We start from the raw sequence: 26139 nt of genomic DNA, 5'->3' as shown, positions 1-26139 counted from the left end.
GAGAACGTTTTTTTGCTCTTCCTCTGCCAGCTACTGGAGAGCACCAGCGCCCGTCAATGAGACATCAGGCAGCAGATCGGGGTTGACGCCAGGAGATCGTGGGTCACTCCACCGAAGATCCATTCGTTAAGCCGGCTGTGTCCGTACGCCCCGGTCACAAGCAGGTCAGCTCCCTCGTCCTCGGCGAACCTGATGATCTGATCGGCACTTGATCCCGGCAACTGCATTTCGACCCGACCTTCGGCCCTTATTCTGTGTCGCGCCAGGTAGAGCACGACATCATCGACATGATGACGCGCGGCCTCCTTTTGATCATTCTGGCAGATTTCGACGACCGTTACACGCTTCGCCTCATGCAGGAATGGCAGCGCGTCCTGAATTGCCCGCCGCGCCTCACGCGTATCCTTCCATCCAACCACTACATGGTCCGCGGTGAGCGATTTCACTGACCCAGGCACCACGAGGAAGGGGCGCCCCGCCCCCAGAATTGCCGCCCCGCTATCGGCCACCCTATAGAGATCTATCGAGCGGCTGCTTTTTTCGAGCAAGATCAGATCCGCACATCGCGCTTCACTAATCAGGGCATCCGTTGGGATCTCGAGCGCCGATCGCCACTCAACCTCACGGCCAGCTCCCGCGGCTGCCCGGAACTTGTCTTCGGCCTCAGCCAGTCTTGCCTTCACCTGTGCAACATCGGATTCCGACGCATTGTCGACGATCACCACTCCCTCCGCAACAAATGGCGGCGTGATCGCAAGAGCCGATAATCCGATCAGCTTTGCCGAGAACTTGTCCGTGAGGCCTGCGGCAACGCCGACAAGCGTTTTCGAGACGTGATCGACATTGACGCAAACCATCAGCGTTGCATAGGACATGGTGGCTCCCCTCATGCGACGATAAAGCATTGAGCCACGTCCCGCAGGGACGCCTTTGACTCACATCAAGGTTCGAGTCATTCGAAGAGACGTGCGCCTCCAAGTAATGAAGATCGTCGCATCGCTCGTCACATCATGGCTGCACATCGGCGATCGACTTCCTCCGCGAGCGCTATCAGTCCCGGCGCTACGGTGACTGGGAGCGTTGCTCCGTCGCTCAGGTGGCGCAACGACCAGGGCAACTGGGCAAGGCCTTGCGCCGCCCTCTTCCGGATATCGGCTAGTGTAGGAGGCGCAGCAAGGCGTCGGCCATGACGCATGACGGGTACCAACAGTGGTTCGCCCGCCTGTTGATCATGATCGAGGGCCAATACGTCGCCGGTCATGCATCCGTTGTCACCAAAGCTGCGCCAGACCTGCTTGCGACCAGGCCACGTGGCCTTTCCAACAGATCGTTTGCGTCGCGCAATGCCGGCATATTCTTGAAGCTTGTAGGCGCAATCAAGCGCCGGCGCGTCGGAGGACGTCGTCAGGCTGGTGCCGATTCCAAAACCATCAATCGGAGCATTCGCATCCATCATTTTTGCAAGTTCGTCTTCGTCGAGCCCCCCACTCGCAAATATGGTCACGTCGCGCAAACCTCCGTCGTCCAGAATGCGCCGGACAGCCTTCGACAACGCGATCAGATCGCCGCTGTCGAGACGGACTCCGCGCACGGCAATGCCTTCCTTCTTCAGGCGAGGCGCCAGTGTAACGACTGTTCGGGCTGCGGCTTCGGTATCATAGGTGTCGATCAGCAAGACGAGATTATCTGGTCGCGAGCGCGCAAACTCCAAAAAGGCCGATGTTTCATCGTCATGTGCCTGGATGAAGGAGTGGGCCATCGTTCCGAAGACCGGAATTCCGAAGTATTCCCGTGCAAGCACGGTGGCCGTCCCGTCAAATCCCGCCAGATAGCTGGCGCGCGCGGCCATCAGCCCGGCCTCCGCTCCATGTGCTCGCCGCAATCCGAAATCGATCAGTTGCTTGCCCGGTGCTGCAAGGACCATTCGCGCCGCCTTGGAGGCGACCACCGACTGAAAGTGGAGGATGTTGATAAGGCGAGTCTCGACCAATTGCGCCTCCGGAAGCGGCGCGGTCACCCGAATGATTGGTTCGCTGGCGAAGAAAATCGTGCCTTCCGGCATGGCATCGACATCGCCGGTAAAGCGCAGGCGCGCGAGGTAGTCGAGGAATCCATCCGTGAACCGATAGTTCTTACGGAGCCAATCAATCTCCTCGCTGGAGAATTGCAGGTTCTCGAGAAACTCGATGGCCTGCTCCAGCCCTGCCGCCATGAGGAAGCCCCTTCGAGCCGGAAGCCGACGCACGAAGAACTCGAATACAGCCGTATCCATTTGACCATGGTCCAGATACGCCTGAACCATGTTCAGTTGATACAAATCGGTCAGCAGAGGGCTTGTCGCAGGATACATGTGGCCAATCCCGTAGGAGGTGGCAGAATCAAACGCCGGGTTACTTCCTTGTCCTTCCGAAAGGATGGAAGTCCTACTGCGAAGAGCATATTGCCGCGCACTAGGTTCCTGATCACTTGATCTCGCTCAAGCCTGGATCCGTTGGTTGGAATGCTTATGCTAGCCGATCATCTGGAAGAGGCGCTCTCGAAATTCGGCCATTGATCAGAAGAAGTCGAAGCAGATCTATTCTGACCGACACACCTTCGTTGCTTCATTTGGGAGAAACCCATGCCATACCGCGCCAATATCGATCTTCCCGCATCGGTCCGCGACCACCTTCCGCCGCATGCGCAGGACATCTATCGTGCCGCGTTCAACCATGCCTTCGCAGCCCATGCGGGGGACATTCGGCAGGAAGAAATCGCTCACCGCACCGCCTGGGCGGCCGTCAAGCGATCCTACGTCAAGGATGGCGATCTCTGGGTGCCGATAGAATGAGAATAGGTCGCGGCTGTTCACCTGGATTCAGGGATCGAAGCCGGTCGCTTGGGAAGCGCCTCAGAATGGCTCATGGGCGCTGAGGGGATGCGCCAGCAGCTTGCTGATATCACGCCCGACATCGTCGGTCCGTTCAAGACGAATAAGCGCAGATGGCGGCGTGCAATCGCTCCGACGGTGGAAGGCGACCAAAATCCGATTTCCCATCACGATGCGCCTCTCTGACTCAAAAGACCCTCCTAAACCATTGGATAGAACAGGTTTTTGACGTGGCTCAACACCCTCCCCCGCGCGCGTTCAAAACGTCAACCCCGGACGGAGGCTCGACGCTTCAGCAGCTTGCGCAATTCGGCAAGTGGCCGGGTATTGAGCACGTCGTTTACCGTGAGCCAGGCGCGTCGCGCCTGATCGATCCCGAACCGCATGCACTGATATGCATCGACGGAGTGCGCATCCGTCGAGACCGCCAGCTTCACCCCGGCGAGCTTCGCCGCGCGAGCATGCAGATCGTGCAAATCTAGGCGATCCGGCTCCGCATTGATCTCGAGGTAACATCCGGCCTTGCGCGCCGTCGAAATCACGCGATCCATATCGATGTCGTAAGGCTCGCGCTCGCCGATCAATCGCCCGGTCGGATGCGCCAGAATGGACACATGACGGTTCTCCAGGGCACGGACGACGCGCTCGGTCTGCGCCTGCCGCGGCAGATCGAAATGCGAATGCACCGCGGCCACCACGATGTCCAGTTTCGCCAGGCTTGACTCCGGCAGATCGAGACTGCCGTCCCGGAGTATATCGACCTCGATGCCTCTGAGAATCGTGAAATTCTTGAGTCTTTCGTTGAGCCGGTCGATCTCGCGGATCTGCCGTGCCAGGCGCGCCGGATCGAGACCGTGGGTCATGGCGACCCGGCGGCTGTGGTCGGTCAGGGCGATGTATTCGTAACCGCGCGCCTGCGCCGCCGCCGCCATTTCAGCGATGGTGACGGTGCCATCGGTCCAGTCGGAGTGCACGTGAAGGTCACCTCTGACATCGGAAAGCTTCACAAGCCTGGGCAGCTTGCCAGCCTGGGCCGCCGCAATCTCCCCGCGGTCCTCGCGCAACTCCGGCTCGATGTATGCGAGCTTGAGCTTCTCGTAGACATCCTCCTCCGTGGCACCGGCAATCCGCCGCTTGCCTGAGAACAATCCGTATTCGTTCAGCTTCCATCCGTGCTGGTTGGCGAGCCCGCGCAGCGCGATGTTGTGGGCCTTCGAACCGGTAAAATACAGAAGTGCTGCGCCATAGCTTTCCTCCGGCACCGCACGGACATCGACCTGCAGGCCGGAGCGCAGCATTACGGTGGTGCGCGTCGGTCCGTGAGCGACGACCTGCGCGACATTTTCATACTTCGCCAGCCTGTCGCCCACCGCGGCACCGTCCTTCGCGGTCACCAGCACGTCAAGATCGCCGACGGTGTCGCGGCGCCGCCGATAGCTTCCGGCGACGACGACGCGTCCGCTACCACGGAGAAAGCCGACCAAGGCTTCAGCTTCAGCTTCGGCCACCGAAAGCTTGAACCGCCTTGCAGGCTGCGGCTTTTCAAGCGCATCGAGCAGTTTCTTCTCGATCACAGGACCAAACCCGCGAAGCTCGCGCAACCGTCCTGTTTTGATGGCCTGACGAAGGTCGCTGAGGGTTCGCACTTTCATCTTGTCATAGAGCAGCTTGATGCGCTTCGGTCCGAGGCCGGGAAGAGCCGCCATTTCGCCGAGTTCGCCAGGGAGTTTTCGTTTCAAGGTGTCGAGCAGACCGAAATGCCCGGTCGTGACGATATCGGCGATCTTGCCGGCGAGATCCTTGCCAATCCCCGGCAACTCCGACAGATCGCGTCCCGATTTCAGCAAGCTTTCGGCCGCTTTCGGCAAGCCCTCGATGACGCGTGCGGCACGGCGGTAGGCGCGCACGCGAAACTGGTTCTCTCCCCCAATCTCAAGGAGTTCAGCGGCCTGGTCGAACATGGCGGCGATTTCCGCGTTCTGCACGGGCATATCGGAGACCCACGAAAGCCGTTTTTTTCAATATCACATGGCTCGGCAGCCCGGAATTGATTCAGATCAGGGTCAGTTCCTCAATGGCACCAATAGTCATACTGGAGCCGCAGAGATGGGCGCTCATATGATCGCAGGCGATACCGACGTATTGATCGTAGTCGATGTCCAGAATGATTTTTGTCCCGGAGGTCGCCTTCCGGTGCCGGGCGGCAGCGATGTGGTGCCCGTCATAAATCGGCTTGCCGGGCGCTTTGCAAACATAGTCGTCACCCAGGACTGGCACCCGCACGACCACTTTTCGTTCGCCTCGATGCATCCGGGAAAGCAACCAAATGACATCATTGCCGCCCCTTATGGTCCTCAGATCCTTTGGCCGGACCATTGCGTGCAGGAAACGTCAGGGGCTCAATTTCATGAATCGCTATGTGTTTCGCAAGCCACGATGATCCTGCGCAAGGGGTTTCATCGCACGATCGATTCATATTCGGCGTTTTACGAGAACGACCGTCAGACGCCGACCGGGCTTACCGGATATTTGCGGGAGCGCTCGCTGACACGTGTTTTTCTCGCCGGGCTGGCGTTCGACTTCTGCGTCCGCTACTCAGCCGAGGACGCACAACGCGCCGGCTTTTCCGTCTTCGTGATCGAGGATGCTTGCCGCAGCATCGATGTCGGCGGATCGGCGGAAGCAGCGCGATCCGCTTTGCAAAATCTTGGCATCCAGGCCATCGCGGCCGGCGACTTCGCGTAATTGATGATTTCCATCAACGACGGCAGCAGAGCTATTCCTGGGAAAACGGATCTGCATAACGCCGCGCCAGCGAACGAGGCGGTCAGACCCGCAACCCGTGTTTTCCGAGCAGCTTTACTGTGGTCGCCTGTGGGCCCTTTTCGCCGATCTCATCGGCAAACACGACCCGGGAGCCGATGGCCAGTTCGGAAAACGCTCCGTCAAGAACGCTATTGCGATGGAAGTAAATCTCCTCGCCATCGTTTGACCGAAGGAATCCGAATTCGCCGGAGGCGTCCAGTCGTACGACAGTTCCGATGGATTGCCCTTCGTGGCTTTTGACCATTCCCTCCATGCGCCTCGCGCTATCCTGAAGCCGCCTGCCTGCCCGTTTGAACGCATCGTTAATTGCAAATGGCAAATCCGCATGTCGCTCGTCTTCCTTCGGCGTCCGCCCGATGTCGACTTCACGACCATCCGGTAGCGCCAGTCGAATATTGATTTCATATAAGCCGCCGGTTTTGTGACGTTTCCCGGGACCTTTTACGACGATCCGACATGCTGTAATCCGACCAAACAGTTGTTCAAGCTTCTTCACATGCTCCGCGAGCATGTCCTGGACCGCAGGACTGGAAACCATATCCTGAAATTCTACTTCAACTGGCGTTTGCATTGCTCTCTCCTCATCGGATGAAGCCGATGTCAGTCAAGACGCTGTCGCTAAGACTCTATCGTCAGCCGGTCCTTGACGTTCTTCACACCGGGGGCCGACCAAGCCGCGTTCTCGACCGCAAACTTCTCGTCCCAATTGCGAACCTTACCTTCAAGCAAGACTTCATCATCATCTCGAACGGTGACACGTATGTCCTTGGCTTCGATTTCAGCGTGCCGTTTCAGAGCCGCTTCGATCTTCATTTTTACGTTATCGGCCTTTGCATGCGGCTCAATTTCGATATTATTGACGATGCTGCGCACGCCCGACAGCCTGCGAACATCGCGCTCGGCGCTGCTCTTTTGATAGTACCAGTTGACTTTTCCGGTCAAAGTTACCAGCCCATCCCGCACCGTGACCTGGATTGCATTACTCGGAACGACGCTGTCCCAGGACAGCACGTTGATCGCGCGTCTGGCGATCTCATCGTCAGTCGCCTTTGCATCCGAAGAGTAGCGAACTTCGATCTCGTCCGCGATTCCATGCACGCCCTTTACCCGGCGCACCGCGGATATTGCCGCGAGCTTCTGCGCATAGCTGCCGACGTGTCCGGAAAGCGTTACAACATCCTGATCTACGGCCACGCCAATATGGGCTGCATCAACGATGGGTTCATAACCGAGTTCGTCCAGGATATCGTCACGCAGTTTCAATTCGTTCATGACCTGCCTCCTGAGCGATAAATAGTCAATAATCAAGCTTGCCTAACCTCGTCGGGGGGTTGTTGATGCAGGTCAAGGCGGGTCAGGCAAAGGAGCGGAGGCTCGTTTCGCCGAATATTCTGTTCGTTGCTGTCGCTCTACGTGAGCCGGTCAGCAAATGGCTTTTCTGCAACGCTTTTCCAGCGTCGCGGTTGGAACCCGGCAGGTTGGATCCTTGACCACGATGCCTTCGTCGATCCGGCCCGTACCCATTGCTTCAGCGGCGAAGGCTGTCTTGAGGCGAAACGAGAGGGATCAATTTCTGTCACCACGAACGTCAGATCACCAGGTTCGCCATCAACAAGATTCCAGAGACAGGCTTAGTGCTTGTGGTGGACGTGATTGACGAAACCGATCGGGCCATAGAGATGGATCTTCTTGTCCCGACCGAAGAGCACCCTTAACAGACGATCAAAACCGAAAAAAATGATCGATACGGGCGTGCGAAACGAACACTGCGCAAGGCGTCGCATCTTTCGTGGCAACAATGACGTGATGTTGCCAAGATCGTACAGGATCGCCCGCTTCTCGAACAGAGTCTCGATATAGAGCGCCGGATCGCCGGTTCGCCCGTTTATCAGCATTGGATGCAATAGCGGACGTATTTTGCTATTTTAGTGCGCGCCAAATCGTGGTTTGGAACAAGCCGCTTTCCTCGCAAGCGGCCGAGGACCCTGCTCGCGAGGACCGGACCGTGGATGCAACCTTGATCAGGATCAATCAAGCCAGTCCATCATTGAGACAGTTTTATCCAGAGGTGGCCAATGCAGCTTAGCTCAAGTGCCTTTTCTGGCGGCTCAGCGATCCCGCGCCGTTTCACCTGCGATGGTGAGGATCTATCCCCGCCCATTGATTGGAAGGCCGCACCTTCGACGACCCGCAGTTTCGCCTTCCTTTGTGACGACCCGGATGCGCCCGCAGGAAAATGGCATCATTGGGCCGTTTACGACATTGATGCTGACCAAACGGGACTTGCCGAAGGCGCGGGCCATGACGGCGGCATGGCACGATTCAAGCAAGCCATCAACGACTTTCGCCGGGTGGGCTACGGCGGCCCCTGCCCGCCCCGCGGTCATGGACGTCATCGCTATCACTTTCGATTGCTGGCCCTTTCCGTCGACCACCTATCGCTCGGCGCCAAGCCCTCCTGCCGTGAAGTCGAGCGAGAAGCACGCAGGCATGTTATTGCCGAGGCAACCCTCGTCGGAATCTACCAGCGATAGTCGCTGGCATTCAAATCCTCGCGTCATTCCGGTTGGGCGAAGATATGGGCATCCGGAATTTGGTGTGTGCTAGATCGGTGCGGAGCCCCGCCAGCACGATGAAGTAGAGCAAAAGTGAGGACAATCTCATGCGACATATTATGGTGGCCACTGACGGATCCAGCGGGGCAGATCGCGCGGTTGACGTGGCGGCGGAGGTCGCCAGAGCGCTGTCGGGCGATCTCCTCATTGTTACAGTTGCGGATAGCCTCGCATTTGAGGAAGCGCAGCAACTCGTACGAACCGAACAAAGCATTGGCGACGTGCTGGAAGCATTGACAACACAGACGCTGCAGGCGGCCGAAGCGCGCGCTCGCCACCTTGGCGCATCCCAGATCGAACTGCGGGTCGGCTGGGGTGACGTCACCCGATCATTGATCGATATCGCCACGGGCGGCCCGGTCGAGATGATCGTGGTAGGCCGGCGTGGTCGCGGCCAATTGGCCGGACTGTTGCTTGGCAGTGTCTCCCAGAAGCTTGTCAGCCTCGCACCCTGTGCCGTCGTCGTCGTTCCCTGAATGCAAAATCCGTGCGTTGGCAGCTCTCGCCGGGGCGCAGTCAAAAGGCATCGACGCCAAAATCCAACTCCGGTGGGACCACGTTGGCAACACAGAACGCAATCAAGGGCGTCTTGGGTGATATTGATCCTGCGGAGATGCTGGCGATCATGTCACTGCGACCGACAATCGCGGACATCGAACAGCATCAGTGTGGCTCGAAGGCGATCCGGATGTGTTCCGCGCAGGCGCGGCCGTACAGGGCGTCGCGTCGGAAATCATTGCGATCCTCACTGAGAACGAAGGAGACGAACCATCGCGCGCGGGATAGTTGCGCGCTGGCTGCCGCGCCTTCCTGATGGTCCGCCGGGGCTGGAGGCACTCGACGATCTTGAAAAGCAAAGGCGCGGGGACCGCTGCGATTGCTCGGTCGTTATAGAATTCATATGACACATTCATGCTCGGCGGCTTACGCAACGGCGCGCCATACGAGACCGTCGCCTCATGGAGAAAACTCGAAAGGTTCTTATAGGGATTGGCCGCCACGGGAGATTGATCCGTGTCAAGAACTGATCAGCCCGCAATCCTATTCTTTTATTTTGGAGCAGCTTTACCGAACTGAAATGCCCGCCATAATTGCCGAACGACAGCTTCGCGAGCGCGAGTTGATTGCGCTGGTAAGCGAACTTGTCCGCGAGCTCCACCCGCGGCGGATCAGGTTCATTGACGTTCAGCCGTCCAGCCGTATCGAGCGCGATCTCGGCATCGATAGCCTGGGCCGAACCGAACTGATCCTGCGCGTTGAGCGCGCGTTTCGTGTACGCCTTCCCGCCCAGACCATTGGCGAGGCTGAGACCGTCGACGACCTGGTGCGTGCGCTGGAACAGGCGGGACCTGCGCGAGAGCGCATGGCTCGTGCATCACCACCGGTTTCCGCGCTTCCGTCGGTGCCGGCTGCAAGGGAAGCGCGGACCCTCCTTGAGGTGCTTGACTGGCATGCGGAGCGGCATCCGGATCGTCAGCACCTGACCGTGCTACAGGACGAGGCGACGATCCTCGGCACGTTGACTTATGGCGAACTCGCGATCCGCGCGCGCAAGCTCGCGCGTGGCCTCATTGCCCGTGAAGTCGTGCCCGGCGATCGCGTTGCCTTGATGCTCCCAACCAGTATTGACTTCTTCGTCGCATTCTTCGGCATCCTGTATGCTGGCGCCATTCCCGTTCCGATCTATCCCCCGATGCGACTGTCGCAGCTCGAGGATCATCTGCGCCGCCAGATCGGCATTCTGCGGAACGCCGGCGCCTGCATGCTGATCACAATGCCGGAAGGACAGCGGCTAGCCGGACTGCTCCGCGCGCAAGTAGAAACCCTGACGGCTATCGAAAGCGTGGCCGGCGTAGATGCGTCGGCGACGCCGCTTGAGCTGCCGCAGGTAAAGGACCCAGATTCCGTTGCGCTCATTCAATACACATCCGGCAGCACCGGCGATCCGAAGGGCGTGGTGCTCAGTCACGCCAATCTGCTCGCCAACATCCGGGCGATGGGCGGGGTGATGGATGCGAGTTCAGCCGATGTCTTTGTGAGTTGGCTGCCGCTCTATCACGACATGGGTCTGATCGGGGCGTGGCTGGGATGTCTGCACTATGCCGCGACGCTTTATGCCATGTCGCCGTTGAGCTTTCTGGTTCGACCGGAGAGCTGGCTCTGGGCGATCCACCGCTTTCGCGCGACCTACTCCGCATCGCCGAACTTCGGGTTCGAGTTGTGCCTCAATAAGATCGATGATACCAGCCTCGAGGGGCTCGATCTCGGTTCGTTGCGCATGGTCGCGAACGGCGCGGAACCAGTCAGCGTGCAGACACTGCGCCGTTTCCTCGCGCGATTTGGCCGCTACGGTTTTCCAGCCCAGGCGATGGCGCCGGTCTATGGTCTCGCGGAAAGCTCGGTCGGACTCGCATTTCCGCCACTCGGCCGCCCGCCGGTGATCGACCGCGTCAATCGCGAAAGGCTAGGCACTCATGGGCTCGCCGAGCCGGCCAAGCCGGACGACCCAAGGCCGCTGGAAGTCGTGGCCTGCGGCCAGCCACTACCCGACCACGAGGTTCGCGTGGTCGACGAGACTGGTCGTGAGCTCGGCGAGCGATGCGAGGGGCGGCTCGAGTTTCGGGGGCCTTCGACGACGCGCGGCTATTTCCGCAACGAAGCCAAGACCCGCGCGCTATTTCACGATGGTTGGCTCGACAGCGCCGACCGCGCGTATGTGGCCGGAGGCGACGTCTATATCACCGGGCGCGTCAAGGACATCATCATTCGCGCCGGCCGCCATCTCTACCCGCAGGAAATCGAGGAGGCCGTTGCTGACATCCCGGGTATCCGCAAGGGTGGGGTCGCGGTATTCGGCGTGACCGATCAAGCCTCGGGCACCGAGCGCGTCGTCGTCCTTGCCGAGACCCGAGAAGCCGATCCAGCAGCGCGCGCGGCACTGCATGCCCGCGCCCACGAGGTCACGACCGACATTGCGGGCACCCCGCCAGACGAAATCGTGCTCGCACCACCGCGCACCGTGCCGAAGACGTCAAGCGGCAAGATCCGCCGCAGCGCGGCCAAGGCACTTTACGAGAGCGGCCATATCGGCCCAGTACAACGCCCTCTGTGGTGGCAGCTGCTACGCTTGGGGCTATCGGGGGCAGGCCCCCAAATCAGGCGCTTTACGCGGTTGTTGGGCGAAGCCCTGTATGCGGCATGGTGGTGGGTCGTCCTCACCGGTACATTTCTGTTGGGATCGCTCACCATCATCATCGTGCCGCGTCTCGCTTGGCGCTGGTCAGCACTCAGGTGGATCAGCCGCGGCACACTGGCGGCGATGGGGGTCCCGGTCTCGGTCACCGGCATCGATCGCATTCCAGACCGTGGCGCGATGCTGGTCTTCAATCATTCCAGCTACATGGACTCTCTCGTGCTCGTCGCGGTTCTCCCGGGTGAGCCTGCGATCGTCGCCAAGAGGGAATTGGCGGGGCAATCTTTTGCGGGGCCGCTCCTGCGGCGCCTCGCAATACCGTTCGTCGAGCGCTACGATGTGTCCGGTAGCCTCGCCGACGCCGAGGCGTTGATCGCGCACGCGCACCAGGGCCGTACCCTGGTGTTCTTCCCGGAGGGGACCTTCACCCGAAGGACCGGCCTGTCCGGGTTCTATCTCGGTGCGTTCAAGGTCGCGGCCGAGGCAAACCTTCCCGTCCTGCCCGGCATCATCCACGGGACGCGATCGATCCTGCGCAGCGATCAATGGTTTCCCCGGCGCGCTGCGATCAGCGTCGAGATCGGAGAGCCGGTGATGCCGTCGGGTGCGGATTTCACCTCAGTACTGCGACTACGCGATGCGGTACGAAATGTCATGTTGGCGCGTTGCGGGGAGCCCGACCTCGGCGAGTTGATTAAACCCGCATCGTCACCGGCCACGACGTGAGCAAATGACTGACGGACGCCGGTGCGGCACAAACCGGGAGCTCTGTGATATTGACTCGTATCAATCCGCCGAAGTCAACGTTGGCGCATCATTTATCCTAGCATAAGGAGAAGTTTCGTGCAGCTGAGCTCAGTTGCCTTTACCGATGGGCCAGCGATCCAAAATCGCTTCACCTGCGATGCCGAAGACGTGTCCCCTTCCCTTAATCGGAGCGGCGCACCAACGCGAGCTCCAAGCTTTGTCGTCCTCTGCGATGATCCTGATGCGCCCGCGGGTACGTGGCATCACTGGGTAGGTTCCGACGCCCAAGGCAAACGCCTCCTCGTGATTGACAAGGATATTTTCGAGCATGGCGGTGATCGCAGCTTCGCACACACGCATCGCTGATATGCAGCAGAATTATCCCCCGCGTGCCGCCGTCATTAGCTGGATTTTCTTCGATTGGGCTACGCAACCTTTTTTCACGCTGATCACAACCTTCGTGTTCGCACCCTATTTCGCAACGCATTTGGCCTCTGATCCCGCGAACGGACAGGCGTTGTGGGGCTTTGCGACTGCGGCCGCGGGGCTGATGATCGCGCTGATGTCACCTGTTCTTGGCGCGATTGCGGACAGGAGCGGCCGCCGCAAGCCGTGGATCGCAGCGTTCGGTACGCTGCTGGTGATCGGCTCCGGTCTGATGTGGTTTGGAAAGCCCGGCGACGCTAGCGTCATTCCACAGCTGCTGCTCGCCTATGGGATCGCTACCATCGGCGTCGAATTAGCCACCGTCTTCAATAATGCGATGATGCCGTCGCTGGTGCCGCCGGACAAGATCGGGCGATTGTCCGGCACCGGCTGGGCTACCGGCTATGTCGGCGGAATCTTAAGTCTGATCCTTGTGCTCGGATTTCTCGCCGCCAGTCCTGACACCGGGCGCACGCTGTTCGGCTTTATGCCGCTGTTTTGTCTCGATCCCGTCACGCATCAGGGCGACCGCATCACCGGCCCGCTGACAGGGATCTGGTTCATCATCTTCGTGCTGCCGATGTTCCTGCTGACGCCGGATTATCCCGCCAAGCGGCGAATAGGCGAAGCACTGCGCGAGGGATTGACAGAGTTAAGACAAACGCTCGCCGAATTGCCGAAACAAAAATCGATGGCGGCGTTTCTGCTCGCCAACATGATCTACACCGACGCTCTGGTGTCACTGTTCACGTTCGGCGGCATCTACGCCGCCGGCACCTTCGGGTGGAACACGATTCAGATCGGCACTTTCGGTATCCTGCTGGCGATCGCCGGCACTTTCGGCGCGTGGCTTGGCGGCAAGCTCGACGACAAGCTCGGACCGAAACGGGTGATCGCCGGCAGCATGCTGATCCTGCTGTTTGCGATCGTTGCGATCTTGCTGGTGGACATGGATTCAATTCTGTTCATCAAGGTGGCGCCGCCAACGCCAGGCGGCGCTCTTTTCTCTGGCGCGGCGGAACGGGCCTATCTGGTGCTCGGATGTTTGATCGGCGCCGCCGGCGGCCCGCTGCAGGCCGCATCCCGCACGCTGCTGATCCGCATGGCGCCGAAAGATCTCATCGCCCAATATTTCGGATTGTTCGCGCTGACCGGAAAAGTCACCTCCTTCGTCGGGCCACTGCTGATCGGCGCGATTACGGCAATCACCGCAAGTCAGAAGGCCGGCATGGCGGTGCTGGTGGTATTCTTTGTGGCGGGCCTGGCGTTGCTGACGCGGGTGCGGGAGGAATAGAGCTGCGGCAAGCCTTTCTGCGCATTGCACTCGACGATCTCGAAAGACTTCGCTTCTCCGCCGAAGAGTTCGGCTGGATCGCCCGCGCGCGCCGCCGCGCCAGGCGGACCCCGCTTCGATCAACGGCACAACCCCCTCCACTCTCTCCCACTTCCCCAATCGTCCTCCGCATTTTCGCAAGATCAATTACACCCCGACCCATCTCTGTCAGCTTACTCATGAATAACCGCGCGTGAATGCATGTCGGGAGGCTTCCAATGCCGAGCAAATCGCAACTCTTGTGGATGTACAAGGTGATGAAGAAGGCGCGTTATTGTGAGGACACGATCGCCGTCGCCCATATGGAGGGAAAGCAGCCGAAGTTTGATATCGGTGCCGGTCCGCTGCCGGGCGAGATGCATCTCGCTGCGGGACTGGAGTCTTGTGCAGCCGGCGCTTTTGAAAACGCAGCTTCCCAAAGCGTCGCCAACCGCAATATTGGACCGCTGTAACCAAGAGCAAAAGCGGATGGCTAATCACCTTGCAGAAGGCAAGGTATCGCGCTGTAGCGAAAAGGCGAGGGAATATTTCAGCAGCCTGCTAGATCACGAGACCGAAGCAACAACTGTTCAAGTGTTTCAATCGATTGGCAAAATGGGTCCATGGCCATACGGGCGGACGAGGCCGGACGATTCGCCCGCATCAGGGCAACTTTTCTCTTTTACCTCGGGAACCGGAGCCGCCGGAGAACGTTTGATATAGATCAACGCCGCCGATCCTCCACGTTGTTGAATGCATAGGCATCTGCAGTCTCAATCATCGGGCGCGTAGTAGGTAGGAAATGCGAAATTTCTTGCAGCCCATTCGCGGTGATATGCGATGATCACATTTAACGTTGTCAAAGAGCAGCACGGCTGGGCCATCCGGATGGATGAGCGCATGGTTACACCTTTCTGGTCGAGAGATTTGGCGATCCGTGAGGCGAACTGCTTGGCCCGCGCCATCCGCTGCCATGGCGAGTGCGCGGAAGTAATTGTCGAGGATGCCGTCCCAAGCGAGCCGCTTACGAAAACCACGGACACAAGATCCGCCGCGGCTTGAGGCGCTCCCGAAGGATGGTGGGAGTATGGGATGCTGGCGGGGCCAGCGGCCAGGCCCACGTTGAAGGGGCCTCAGGACCATGCTTGTCGACATCGACGACTTCGCGGGCCGACGCAGACCGCGCCTCAAGAGTGCGCTGAGCTTGCGGTTTCGGCCATGGCCGTGGGCACGTGGACCATCTCCGCCGTGGGACGACGAAGCTCCGATCCGGGCCGAGCTGTTTAGTGTCGAGCGGCTTGAAGAACACGCGCGCAGCCTTGCCACCGCGCAAGCCGTGATGTCCGACCACGTGAAGGGTCCCTCATTGACGGCGAGGCTTGCCGACAATGAAGCTTCGCTTCTGGCGGCTTACCGCGACGTCGCCACGGCTGTCGATGCGGGGGCGGCAATCACTCCCACGGCCGAGTGGCTGATCGACAATTTTCATGTGGTGGAGAAGCAGATCCGGGAGGTCCGGGTCGATCTACCGCCCGGCTACTATCGCCAGTTGCCCAAGCTCGCCAGCGGACCTTTCGTGGGGTATCCGCGCGTGCTCGGCGTGGCATGGGCGTACGTAGCCCATACCGACAGCCTCTTCGACCCAGAGATGCTGCGCCGCTACCTGCGCGCTTATCAGGAAGTGCAGCCGCTGAGCATTGGCGAACTGTGGGCGGTAGCGACCACCCTGCGCATCGTGCTCCTCGAGAACCTCAGGCGGATCGCCGAGCGCGTTGTCGACAGTCGAGCGGGGCGCGGCGCCGCGGACGTCGTGGCGGACCGGTTGCTGGGGACGGGCGGCCGTGTCGTCGAGCCAGCCGAGGCCGCCCTTCCGCCACATCCACAGACAACGTTCCCAGAGAGTTTTCTCATGCAGTTGGTCCATCGGCTGCGCGATCAGGATCCCAGCATTGCGCCGGCGTTAGAGTGGCTCGACGAGCAACTGGCCCGGCAGGGAAAGACTGCCGAAGCCGTCGTTCGCGGCGAACACCAGAGACAGGTCGCCGGCGCCGTCACCGTGCGTAACATCATCACCAGCATGCGCCTCATCACCGACGTCGATTGGACGGAGCTGTTCGAGCGCGTCAGCCTAGTCGATGACGTCTTCGAGGCCGGCAGCGCCTTCGAGCACATGGATTTCCCGTCGCGCAATCTCTATCGCAACGCAGTCGAACACCTCGCTCGCGGTTGTGAACTCACCGAATTGGAAGTAGCCCAAGCGGCAGTGGAGACGGCGAGGCGCGCGTTCGAGGCGAGTGCCGATGACGGCAATGTCCGCCTGGCAGATCCCGGCTACTATTTGATCGCGGGCGGGCGTGCCGGATTCGAAGCGGCGATCGGTTTCAGGTCGTCTCCGCTGGCCTGGCCGCGACTGGCCTATCGCGCGCTGGGAATCGGCGGCTATGTCGGCTCCGGCGCGATCGTCGCAGCCGGCTTGCTGGCCGTTCCGCTTTCTGTCGCCGCATTAGGTGGCCTGGAGTGGAGATGGCTGCTGCTGTTAGGAATTCTCGGATTCGTACCAGCGATCGACTTGGCCGTTGCGGTCGTCAACTACCTCGTCACCCGAGGCTTCCGAGCCACCTTGCTGCCGGCGCTCGAGCTGCGCGGAGGAGTCCCTGCGGACCTGCGCACTCTGGTCGCCGTGCCGACGCTGCTGACCTCGCTCAAAGAAATCGAGGAGCAGATCGGCCGGCTCGAGATCCACTACCTGGCAAGCGCTCAAGGTGAACTTCATTTCGCGCTGCTGTCCGATTGGCGCGATGCGCCAAGCGCGCACGAGGACGGCGACGATGAGCTGCTGGCCGCTGCGAAAGACGGCATCGCGAGGCTGAACCAACTCTACGGACCTGCAATGGGCGGCGACCGCTTCCTGCTGTTGCATCGGCGGCGCGTATGGAGCGAATGCGAAGGCTGCTGTATGGGGTGGGAACGAAAGCGTGGGAAGCTGTGCGAGCTCAATCGTCTCCTGCGGGGCGCCAAGGACACCACATTCGTGGCGCCCCCCTCTGTGCCCAATAATGTGCGGTACGTTATTACGCTCGATGCGGACACGCGGCTCCCGCGCGAGACGGTCGGACGGCTCATCGGCAAGATGGCGCATCCTCTGAACCGGCCGCGCTTTGACGCAGATCTGGGGCGCGTCGTCGAAGGCTACGGTATCCTGCAGCCGAGGGTCACGCCTGCACTGCCGGTGGGGCGCGAAGGCTCGCTCTTTCTGCGCGTATTCTCCCGCGCAACCGGCATAGATCCCTACGCCGCAGCGGTCTCGGACGTGTACCAAGACCTCTTCGGCGAGGGCTCATATACGGGCAAGGGTATCTACGATGTAGACGCCTTTGAGGCGGCGCTACACGGACGCGTGCCCGAGTCAACGCTCCTCAGCCACGATCTGTTCGAGGGGATATTCGCTCGCGCCGGCCTGGCCTCTGATGTCGAGGTGGTGGAGGATTTTCCTCCTCGCTATGACGTTGCCGCTCTTCGCCACCACCGCTGGGCGCGAGGCGACTGGCAGCTGCTGCCTTGGCTCTTCGGACGTGGGCCCAGACGGGCCGATCATCGGCCACGGTCGGGGGTTCCCGCGATCGGCCGCTGGAAGATCCTCGACAACCTGCGGCGGTCGCTGGCTGCGCCGGCGGTTGTTGTGGCGCTGATCGCAGGATGGGCCATGCCGCTTGAAGAAGCCGCGGTCTGGACCGCATTCATTCTATCGACGATCGTCCTGCCGCCATTCATTCCCGTGATCGCGGAGATCGCGCCGCGCCGCCCCGGCGTGACGCTGCGCAGTCATGTCCGGGCTCTGGGCGCGGAGCTGCGCCTTGCGCTTATCCAGTCTGGCTTGATGATCGTTTTTCTGGCTCACCAGGCTTGGCTGATGGGTGACGCAATCGTTCGCACCCTCATACGGCTCGCGGTTACGCGCCGCAACCTTCTCGAATGGGTCCCTGCGGCCCACGCGGCGTTCGGACCGCGTCCACGGGCGCGGCGTTTCTACCGTCGAATGTCGGGGGCCTTGGTCATTGGCGCTGTAGCCGTGGGCGTCGCTTGGCTCTGGGGACACCAAACGTGGCCCTTGGCCGCCGTATTCGCGGGAGCTTGGTTCGCCTCTCCGACCGTCGCACTTTTGGCGAGCCTGTCGCCTCGAGTCTTGGGCCGGCGTCCGCTGGCCGAGGCCGACGCGCATAGTTTACGCCGTATCGCCCGGAGGACATGGCGTTTCTTCGAAGCATCGGTCACACCGACCGACAACATGCTTCCGCCAGACAATTTGCAGGAAGCTCCAGAGTTCGTGTTAGCCCATCGCACATCGCCGACCAATATCGGCCTCTATTTGTTGTCGGTAGCCTGCGCGCGCGACTTCGGGTGGATCGGGACCCTCGAGGGTGTGGAGCGGCTCGAGGCGACGCTCGCGACCATGGATCGGCTGACGAAGTACCGGGGCCACTTCTTCAATTGGTACGACACACGTGACTTGCGTCCGCTCGATCCGCAGTACGTGTCCTCGGTCGACAGCGGGAACCTTGCTGGACACCTGATCGCGCTCGCCAACGCGTGCCATGAGTGGAGTACCTCGGCCATGGCGGAGCAGCAGCGCATGCAAGGCGTGGCGGATGTTCTCGACCTGGTCCGGGACGAGGCTCGCCGGTTGCGCGGCCTGCGCAAGTCCCAAGCGGTGTCATGGCGGCGGCTCGATGACGAGATTGCACGACTAGCCTCTAGCCTGCTTCAGGCGAGCGTCCGCGCCATTGGTATCGAACAGCAGCTTGCGGAACTTTCCGAACAGGCCGCGATCCTGGCCGACGCCGTCCATCAGACCGTTCTCGAAGAAAGCGACCAGGCGGGTGCGGACCTGCAGTTCTGGGCGGATGCAGTAGGCGCCTGCATAGAAAGTCACCGGCGCGATCTTTGCGCGACTAGCGCAGCCTCGCTGGAGGCGCGGCTGAAGTCACTGGAGGAAACCGCGCGGTCGACAGCGCTGTCGATGAAGTTCGACTTTCTGCTCGACCCCGACCGGCTGCTGCTCTCAATCGGATACAGGGCGCCTGAGGGCGAGCTCGATCCGCGCTGTTATGACCTTCTCGCCTCGGAGGCGAGGCTCGCAAGCTTCATGGCCATCGCCAAGAGGGACGCACCGGCGCGGCATTGGTTCCGGCTGGGCCGTGCGGTGACCGAGGCGGCGAATGGCGCAGCACTGATCTCGTGGTCGGGCTCGATGTTCGAGTACCTGATGCCTTCCATCGTCATGAAGGCGCCAGCCGCGAGCTTGATCGAGCAGACCAATCGGCTGATTGTCCGCCGCCAGATCGAGTATGGAGCGACGATGCGGGCGCCGTGGGGCGTCTCGGAGTCCGCATACAACGCGCAGGATCTGGAGTTCACCTACCAATACTCCAACTTCGGCATTCCAGGTCTCGGCCTGAAGCGAGGGCTGGCGGACAATGTCGTGGTCGCTCCCTATGCCACCGCCTTGGCGAGCATGGTTGACCCTCAGGCCGCCGTGCAAAACTTCGAGCGGCTCGAGGCCCTCGGCGCCCGCGGCCGTTACGGTTTCTACGAGGCGCTGGACTTCACGCGAGCCCGCGTCCCGGACGGAGATAGCGTTGCCATTGTGCGTGCTTTCATGGCCCACCACCAAGGCATGACGATCACCGCGATCGCCGATGCCCTGCTGGACGGCGTGATGCGAAACCGCTTCCATGCCGAGCCGATCGTTCAAGCGACAGAGTTGCTTTTGCAGGAACGCGTACCACGCGAGGTCACGGCGACTCCACCGTTGGTCTCGGATGCGATGTCGGCGGCCAGGATCCGCGAGATCGAAGGAGCCGGCACTTGGCGAAAGGCCAGCCCGTACAGCGCTACGCCGGCCACGCAACTGCTGTCGAACGGCCGCTACTCCGTGATGCTTACGGCGGCCGGGTCCGGCTACAGTGCCTGGCGCGACCTGGCTGTGACCCGCTGGCGAGAGGACGCCACCTGCGACGATTGGGGCTCGTACGTCTTCTTGAGGGACATCGCGAGCGGCAAAGTCTGGTCGGCGACCTACCAGCCGACTGGTACCGAGCCTGAGGCGTGCGAGGTCACCTTCAACGAGGATCGCGCTGAGTTCACGCGTCGAGACGGGGCGCTGACGACCAACATGGAGGTGCTGGTTTCCGCCGAAGACGATGCGGAGGTGCGCCGGGTGACCATTTCCAATCTCGGCGACCAACTGCGCGAGATTGAGGTGACTTCCTACCTCGAATTGGCTCTGGCGCCGCAGGCCGCAGACCTGGCACACCCCGCATTCTCGAAACTGTTCATCGAGACCGAGCATCTCGCCGGCCTCGGCGCCATATTGGCGACCAGGCGGCGGCGGGCGCCCACGGACCCGCAAATCTGGGCTGCGCACTTGGTGGTTGTCGACGGTATGGCGGCGGGCAAGCGCGAGTTCGAGACCGATCGCGCGCGGTTTCTGGGTCGAGGCGGCAGTATTCGCGCGCCGGGCGCAGTGATGGGGGGCCGGCCACTCTCCGGCTCGACCGGTGCGGTGCTCGATCCGATATTTGCCTTGCGCCGCCGGGTGCGGATCGCGCCGGGCGCGACGGCACGGATCGACTTCTGGACGATGGTCGCCTCCTCGCGCCAGGAGATTCTCGATCTTGCCGACAAGCACCACGATGTCGGCGCCTTCGAGCGCGCCGCTGCGCTCGCCTGGACGCAAGCCCAGGTGCAATTGCACCACCTCGGCATCACTCGCGGCGAGGCCGGGCAATACCAGCGTCTGGCGGGTCACCTCGTCTACGCGGCGCCCGTGCTGCGCGCGCCGTCGGAAACCATCGAAAGCGGGAGTGGTGGGCAGCCGGGCTTGTGGGGCATGGGCATATCTGGCGATCTGCCGATCATCCTGGTCCGCATCTCCGACATCGACCAACTCAGTGTGGCGCGCGAGGCGCTCCAGGCGGTGGAATATTGGCGGATGAAACGGCTTGCGGTGGACTTGGTTATCGTCAACGAGCTCGCCTCCTCCTACGTTCAGGATCTCCAGACCGCGCTGGAAACCTTGGTGAGGGCCAGCCAATCCCGGCCCCAGATTGGAGAAGATGGGCCAGCCGGGCACACCTTCATGCTGCGCTCCGACCTGACCTCGCCGGAGGCCTTGGGTCTTCTTGCGTCCGTCGCGCGAGTTATCCTGGTCGGAGCGCGCGGACGGCTCGCCGATCAGCTTGAGCGCGCGCCCGCAGTCAGACCTGGGCCCCGGGTCACAGCACAGCGTGCTCTGCCCGCCTCCGAGCTTCAGATCTCGCGACGGCCGCCTGGCGTGGAGTTCTTCAATAGCCTGGGTGGCTTCGCCAAGAGTGGCCGCGACTACGTGACGATCCTCGGCCCGGGTCAATCGACGCCAGTGCCGTGGATCAACGTGATCGCCAATCCTACCTTCGGTTTCCTGGTGTCCGCGGAAGGCGGCGGTTACGCCTGGTCAGTGAACAGTCGCGAGCATCAGCTGACGCCTTGGTCCAACGATCCAGTCACTGATCAACCGGGCCAAGCTTTCTATCTTCGGGATGAGGAGACTGGACGTCTCTGGAGCCCCACAGCGCTGCCGATCCGGGACGAAGCGGCCACTTATTCGGCGCGCCATGGATGGGGTTACAGCCGTTTTGAGCACACCTCACAAGGCATCGCTGCGGAGCTACTCGAGTATGTACCGCTCGCTGATCCGCTGAAGATCTCGCGCCTGAGAATGCGCAATCTTTCGGGCCGCACCAGACGGCTGTCGGTGACGGCTTACGTGGAATGGGTTCTCGGTGCGTCCCGCGGCGCGGCGGCGCCATCTATCACCACGCGCATCGATCCGGAAAGCGGGGCGATGATTGCAAACAACCTATGGAATCCGGCCTTCGCGAGACGCTCCGCTTTCGCGGACCTGGCTGGACGCCAAACGAGCTGGACAGGCGATCGCCGGGAATTTATCGGCCGCAACGGCGCGCTTGCTTGGCCGGCGGCCCTGATTAACGGGACTCCACTATCGGGGCGGGTCGGCTCCGGACTTGATCCTTGCGCCGCTCTCCAGACCACGGTCGAGATCGCGCCGAACGGTGTTGCCGAAATCGTCTTCTTCCTCGGCGACGCCCACGACGAGGCGGAGGCGCAATCGTTGATCGCGCGCTACCGTCTGGCGGACCTAGACGCCGTGCTCACCGAGGTCCGTGGGTTTTGGGATGAGTTAGTCGGCGCAGTCCAGGTCCGAACGCCGGACCGGTCGATGGACATCATGCTCAACGGCTGGCTCATCTACCAAACGCTCGCCTGCCGCGTCTGGGCGCGATCTGGTTTCTACCAAGCCAGTGGCGCCTATGGCTTCCGGGACCAGTTGCAGGACTGCATGGCGCTCGCCGCGATCCGCCCATCGATAACCCGCGAACATCTCCTCAGGACCGCTCGCCGCCAGTTCGTCGAGGGCGACGTCCAGCACTGGTGGCTTCCGCACTCAGGCCAGGGAGTGCGCACGCGTATATCGGACGACCGCGTGTGGCTCGCCTACGCCGTCGCGCACTATGTGAGAGTCACCGCCGACACCCTCGTGCTCGATGAAGTCGTCCCGTTCCTGACAGGCCAGGCGCTGCAGCCAGGCGAGAGCGACAGCTTCTTCCAGCCGATCGTCTCGGACCAAACCGCAAGCCTCTACGAACATTGTGCCCGTGCGCTGGACGCGAGCCTAGCGGTCGGCAACCATGGCCTTCCGCTGATCGGCGGCGGCGATTGGAACGACGGCATGAACCGCGTCGGCGAAGGCGGCCGGGGCGAGAGTGTCTGGCTTGGCTGGCTGTTGCACGCCGCTCTCGACGCCTTCGCAACCATCGCTGATACGCGCGGTGACGCGACGCGGGCGGCGAACTGGCGGGAGCATATGCAAGCGCTGAAGACTGCCTTGGAAAGCGAAGCTTGGGACGGGGACTGGTATCGGCGGGCCTGGTTCGACGACGGCACTCCGCTAGGCTCGGCAACGAACGAAGAGTGCCGCATCGACTCTATTTCTCAGTCATGGGCAGTGATCTCCGGCGCGGCGCGGCCCGACCGCGCGGCCCAAGGTATGAGGGCCGTCGACCGCGAGCTGATTCTGCACCACGAAGGGTTGGCGTTGCTGTTCACGCCGCCGTTTGATCGCTCGCCGCTCGACCCTGGTTACATCAAGGGCTATCCGCCGGGCGTCCGCGAGAATGGCGGCCAGTACACGCATGCCGCCCTCTGGTCCGTGATGGCCTTTGCAGGCCTCGGAGATGGCGACAAGGCAGCAGCGCTCTTCTGGATTCTTAATCCGATCAACCACGCCCGCACGCGCGTCGACATGCACCGCTACAAGGTGGAGCCCTACGTCGTCGCCGCCGACGTCTACGCAGCATCCGGCCATGTCGGGCGCGGCGGCTGGACCTGGTACACGGGCTCGGCCGGCTGGATGCAACGCGCTGGCGTCGAGTGCATCCTCGGACTTCGCATCGAAGGCAGGACTCTGCGTCTTGACCCGTGCATTCCCAAGTCGTGGCCCCGTTTCGAGATCACCCTCCGCCACGGCGCGTCACGGTACGAGATCGTGGTCGAGAACCCGCAAAGCGTGCAGCGAGGCGTCGCGGCGGCGGAGCTCGATGGCGCGACGATCACCGCGCGGCCGCTCTCCTTCCCACTCAAAGACGACGGCGCCACCCATCGGCTGCAAGTCTGGCTGGGCTAACCCGCCACGCTTCCGGTTCGCGTCAACGGTCGGCACCTGCCTAAAGCTGACATTGACCGGTCAAGAGACGTCTGCTCTGCCCTCAAGAGCGGACATTCCATAGTCGCCATTACGCGAATTGGACGCTCGGTAAAGGTCGGCTTCGACGATACAGGCTTGCCTAACGAGATCACACCGTCTCGAAGCATCGGCCGCTGCTGACAGTGAACCGCATTCAGTTCAGCGCTTCTCACGTTGGATGTCGCTGGATTTTCTTTGATCCCCCGGTGCACAAGAATTAAACTCTCGTTCCAATCCATCATCGGCGCGACGGAGAATAAATGATCCAACATATTGATACTATTTCTCTTTACCATATCGCCCGTGGCTGACTGATATGGGCCGAGGACAATCCGAAGCGACACCTAAAGCATATTCCCTTCGTTTCAAGCGCTTACGTTCACGGCGTGGTTGGCTCCGCCGATATCCTGATTTGGCCGGTACGACACTGCAGGACCAGATGAACTCGTGCAGCACCGCGGTCCGGCGCAAAGCATCGGATGCGCAATGGTCGCCGCCATCCAACAGCTCCGCCGCCCGCCCCGCGGGAGGCGGCTATTCCCAGGACCAGGCGGAGAAGTCGTTCTCGAATTGCGGGACTTCCTTCCACACACCCTTCAGCTTCTTGTTCGCAATGGTGATCCATTGCGGCTGGAACAGGAAGCCGGCGACCGCGTCGGTTGCCAGAACGGCTCGCCATTGTGGAATTTGACGCCCTTGCGAAGCTTGAACGTATAGGTCTTCAGGTCGGGCGATGCCTGCCAGCTCTCGGCGAGCAACGGCGATACCGAACCATCCTCGTTGATCTTGGTCAGCGTCTCATAGAGGTTATAGAGCGTGACCTCGGCAATCGCCGCAGCGGCTGCAGTGGTAGGATCGAGCCCCGGCGGCTCCAGCGTCATGCCCATGACGACGTCGTCCTTCTTGCCCTGCGCCAGGCCCGGCAGCGGCGCGGCGGCGAACGCGGCGAAGAGTGCAAAGACGGCTAGTTTCCTGAACATTCGCTTGCTCCCCTGACATGTCGCGTGACCAGACCCGCTGATAGTCAACACCGCTTACCTTCGTGGCCAGGGCCAGTTGCTTCATGAAGGTCTCGCTCAGCACGTCGCCATGATCGGCCGCAAGCTCCTCAAACCGTGCGCGCCAGGCGGTGTGATTGATGGCGCGCCAGATCGGCTCCACCTCAAATCCGTCGGCGGGCATTTCCTCGATCTCGGCCCCAAGGGCTTCCAGCTTGGCAAGAGCGCCCCTGAATGCTGCGGCGACATCGGCGGCAACCGGCCGGCCGAGCGGCGCCAGGCAGAATGCAATCCTGCACCCGCGCAGATCGCCGTTTGGCGCCGATCCCTCGACAAAATTCCACTGCGGGAAGCCCATCGACCACGGATCGGAAGCGTCTTCTCCCGACATTGCCTGCATCACCAGGGCCGTGTCCGCGACGGTGCGTGTCATCGGGGGTCACATAGGTCTGGTTGCCGAAAGCGTCCTGCGCCTGGCTGTGGGGAATAACGCCGTTGCTTTGCTTCAGCCCGACAACGCCGTTGCAGGCCGCCGGAATCCGCGTCGAGCCGCCGCCGTCCGTCGCGATCGCAAGAGGCGCGATGCCGCTGGCAACCGCAACCGCCGCTCCCCCGCTCGAACCGCCGCTCGAGCGCGCGCCACTCCAGGCATTGCGCGTGCGGCCGAACAACGGCGAATCCGTCAGGCACTTGGTGCCGAACTCCGGCGTCGTGGTCTTGCCAAGCAGGATGGCGCCCACTGCCCGCATTCGCGCCACGGCGACCGCATCATGGTCAGGAACGTTGTCCTTGTAGGGGATCGCTCCGAAGGTCGTTCGCACCCCCTTGGTGTTGACCAGATCTTTCACCGTGAACGGAATGCCGTGAAGAAGGCCCAGCGGCTCCCCGACCATCACCGCACGCTCCGCCTTCCTTGCCTCGGCCATGGCCTCATCGCCGCAAAGCGTGATGAAGCAGTTCAATGAGGGCTGCATCCGCTCGGCGCGCGCAAGGACGGCACGCATGATCTCAACCGGCGAAACGTCTTTGCGGACAACCCGCGCGCGGAGTTCGGTCGCGGGCAGAAAGCACAGTTCATCACTCATCGCGCTAAAATCCCCAGGGTCGAATTGACGCAAAGATGACATTCACATTGACTATTGTCGGTCCAGATTCGCAAACTGGGATCGGAAGTGGGAACCTCGCTGTTTCGTCGGGACACGCGGGGAATGGAGCTGACGGCAGCCAGCCGCGCCTTGCTGTCGCGCACGCGTGAAGCGCTGGCCTTGACGGCTGAAGGCTTCGAGGCAGCCCGCGCGGTGGCGACGGGGCGCCGGGGAAGATTGTCAGTCGGATACATGTTCGCGCTCGC

15 protein-coding genes and 2 pseudogenes are annotated in these 26139 nt (G+C 61.5%); 9 read left to right on the top strand and 8 right to left on the bottom strand.

The window, feature by feature from the left end; translation table 11 throughout:
* Positions 1-53: 53 nt before the first annotated feature.
* On the bottom strand, positions 54-875 hold the full coding sequence (locus KMZ68_RS10575; protein WP_215615711.1) for a universal stress protein: 822 nt from the start codon (positions 873-875) through the stop codon (positions 54-56).
* A gap of 128 nt (positions 876-1003) precedes the next feature.
* A complete protein-coding gene (locus KMZ68_RS10570; protein WP_215615710.1) occupies positions 1004-2350 on the bottom strand; it encodes a nicotinate phosphoribosyltransferase in 1347 nt (448 codons plus the stop codon).
* A 270-nt stretch (positions 2351-2620) separates the two neighbouring features.
* On the opposite strand from KMZ68_RS10570, the gene KMZ68_RS10565 reads away from it, so the two are divergent.
* Positions 2621-2830, top strand: a complete 210-nt coding sequence (locus KMZ68_RS10565) for a ChaB family protein (RefSeq protein ID WP_215603070.1) — start codon at positions 2621-2623, stop codon at positions 2828-2830.
* A gap of 305 nt (positions 2831-3135) precedes the next feature.
* Here the strand turns inward: KMZ68_RS10565 and polX are convergent, their stop codons facing one another.
* Positions 3136-4830: a DNA polymerase/3'-5' exonuclease PolX gene (gene polX, locus KMZ68_RS10560; RefSeq protein ID WP_215615709.1), complete on the bottom strand. Its 1695-nt coding sequence runs from the start codon at positions 4828-4830 to the stop codon at positions 3136-3138.
* A gap of 145 nt (positions 4831-4975) precedes the next feature.
* Between polX and pncA the strand changes: the two genes are divergently transcribed.
* Positions 4976-5614, top strand: coding sequence for a bifunctional nicotinamidase/pyrazinamidase (pncA, locus tag KMZ68_RS10555; protein ID WP_371741471.1), 639 nt, complete (start codon positions 4976-4978; stop codon positions 5612-5614).
* Positions 5615-5696: 82 nt separating this feature from the next.
* Here the strand turns inward: pncA and KMZ68_RS10550 are convergent, their stop codons facing one another.
* The 3 genes from KMZ68_RS10550 to KMZ68_RS10540 form a co-directional block, all read right to left on the bottom strand.
* Positions 5697-6266, bottom strand: coding sequence for an HPF/RaiA family ribosome-associated protein (locus KMZ68_RS10550; protein ID WP_215615708.1), 570 nt, complete (start codon positions 6264-6266; stop codon positions 5697-5699).
* Positions 6267-6313: 47 nt separating this feature from the next.
* Complete coding sequence (locus KMZ68_RS10545) at positions 6314-6967, bottom strand: BON domain-containing protein (RefSeq protein WP_215615707.1); 654 nt, start codon at positions 6965-6967, stop codon at positions 6314-6316.
* Between the two features lie 359 nt (positions 6968-7326).
* Complete coding sequence (locus KMZ68_RS10540; protein WP_215615706.1) at positions 7327-7590, bottom strand: hypothetical protein; 264 nt, start codon at positions 7588-7590, stop codon at positions 7327-7329.
* 180 nt (positions 7591-7770) lie between these two features.
* Between KMZ68_RS10540 and KMZ68_RS10535 the strand changes: the two genes are divergently transcribed.
* The 7 genes from KMZ68_RS10535 (at position 7771) to KMZ68_RS10505 (ending at position 23730) form a co-directional block, all read left to right on the top strand.
* Complete coding sequence (locus KMZ68_RS10535) at positions 7771-8229, top strand: YbhB/YbcL family Raf kinase inhibitor-like protein (protein WP_215615705.1); 459 nt, start codon at positions 7771-7773, stop codon at positions 8227-8229.
* 128 nt (positions 8230-8357) lie between these two features.
* Positions 8358-8786 carry a universal stress protein gene (locus KMZ68_RS10530; protein ID WP_215615704.1) on the top strand — a complete coding sequence of 143 codons (429 nt, stop codon included), beginning with the start codon at positions 8358-8360 and terminating at the stop codon, positions 8784-8786.
* Positions 8787-9388: 602 nt separating this feature from the next.
* Positions 9389-12229 carry an AMP-binding protein gene (locus KMZ68_RS10525; RefSeq protein WP_215615703.1) on the top strand — a complete coding sequence of 947 codons (2841 nt, stop codon included), beginning with the start codon at positions 9389-9391 and terminating at the stop codon, positions 12227-12229.
* A 117-nt stretch (positions 12230-12346) separates the two neighbouring features.
* A complete protein-coding gene (locus KMZ68_RS10520) occupies positions 12347-12616 on the top strand; it encodes a YbhB/YbcL family Raf kinase inhibitor-like protein (protein ID WP_215615702.1) in 270 nt (89 codons plus the stop codon).
* Positions 12579-13970 carry an MFS transporter gene (locus tag KMZ68_RS10515; protein WP_215615701.1) on the top strand — a complete coding sequence of 464 codons (1392 nt, stop codon included), beginning with the start codon at positions 12579-12581 and terminating at the stop codon, positions 13968-13970. Before KMZ68_RS10520 ends, KMZ68_RS10515 begins: the two co-directional genes overlap by 38 nt.
* A gap of 257 nt (positions 13971-14227) precedes the next feature.
* Complete coding sequence (locus tag KMZ68_RS10510; protein ID WP_215615700.1) at positions 14228-14461, top strand: hypothetical protein; 234 nt, start codon at positions 14228-14230, stop codon at positions 14459-14461.
* Positions 14462-15129: 668 nt separating this feature from the next.
* Positions 15130-23730 (top strand): GH36-type glycosyl hydrolase domain-containing protein, encoded by an 8601-nt coding sequence (locus tag KMZ68_RS10505; RefSeq protein ID WP_215615699.1) that lies wholly within the window; start codon positions 15130-15132, stop codon positions 23728-23730.
* A gap of 725 nt (positions 23731-24455) precedes the next feature.
* Here KMZ68_RS10505 and KMZ68_RS10500 read toward each other — a convergent pair.
* Positions 24456-24707 (bottom strand): annotated as a pseudogene (locus KMZ68_RS10500) (ABC transporter substrate-binding protein); the annotation flags it as partial.
* Positions 24598-25873: pseudogene (locus KMZ68_RS10495) on the bottom strand (amidase). The pseudogenes KMZ68_RS10495 and KMZ68_RS10500, both read right to left, overlap by 110 nt.
* Between the last annotated feature and the right edge of the window lie 266 nt (positions 25874-26139).

Source organism: Bradyrhizobium sediminis (assembly GCF_018736105.1).
Taxonomy (GTDB): Bacteria; Pseudomonadota; Alphaproteobacteria; order Rhizobiales; family Xanthobacteraceae; genus Bradyrhizobium.
Note: the sequence above shows the minus strand (reverse complement) of the source record. Positions and strands in the feature narration are given on the sequence as shown.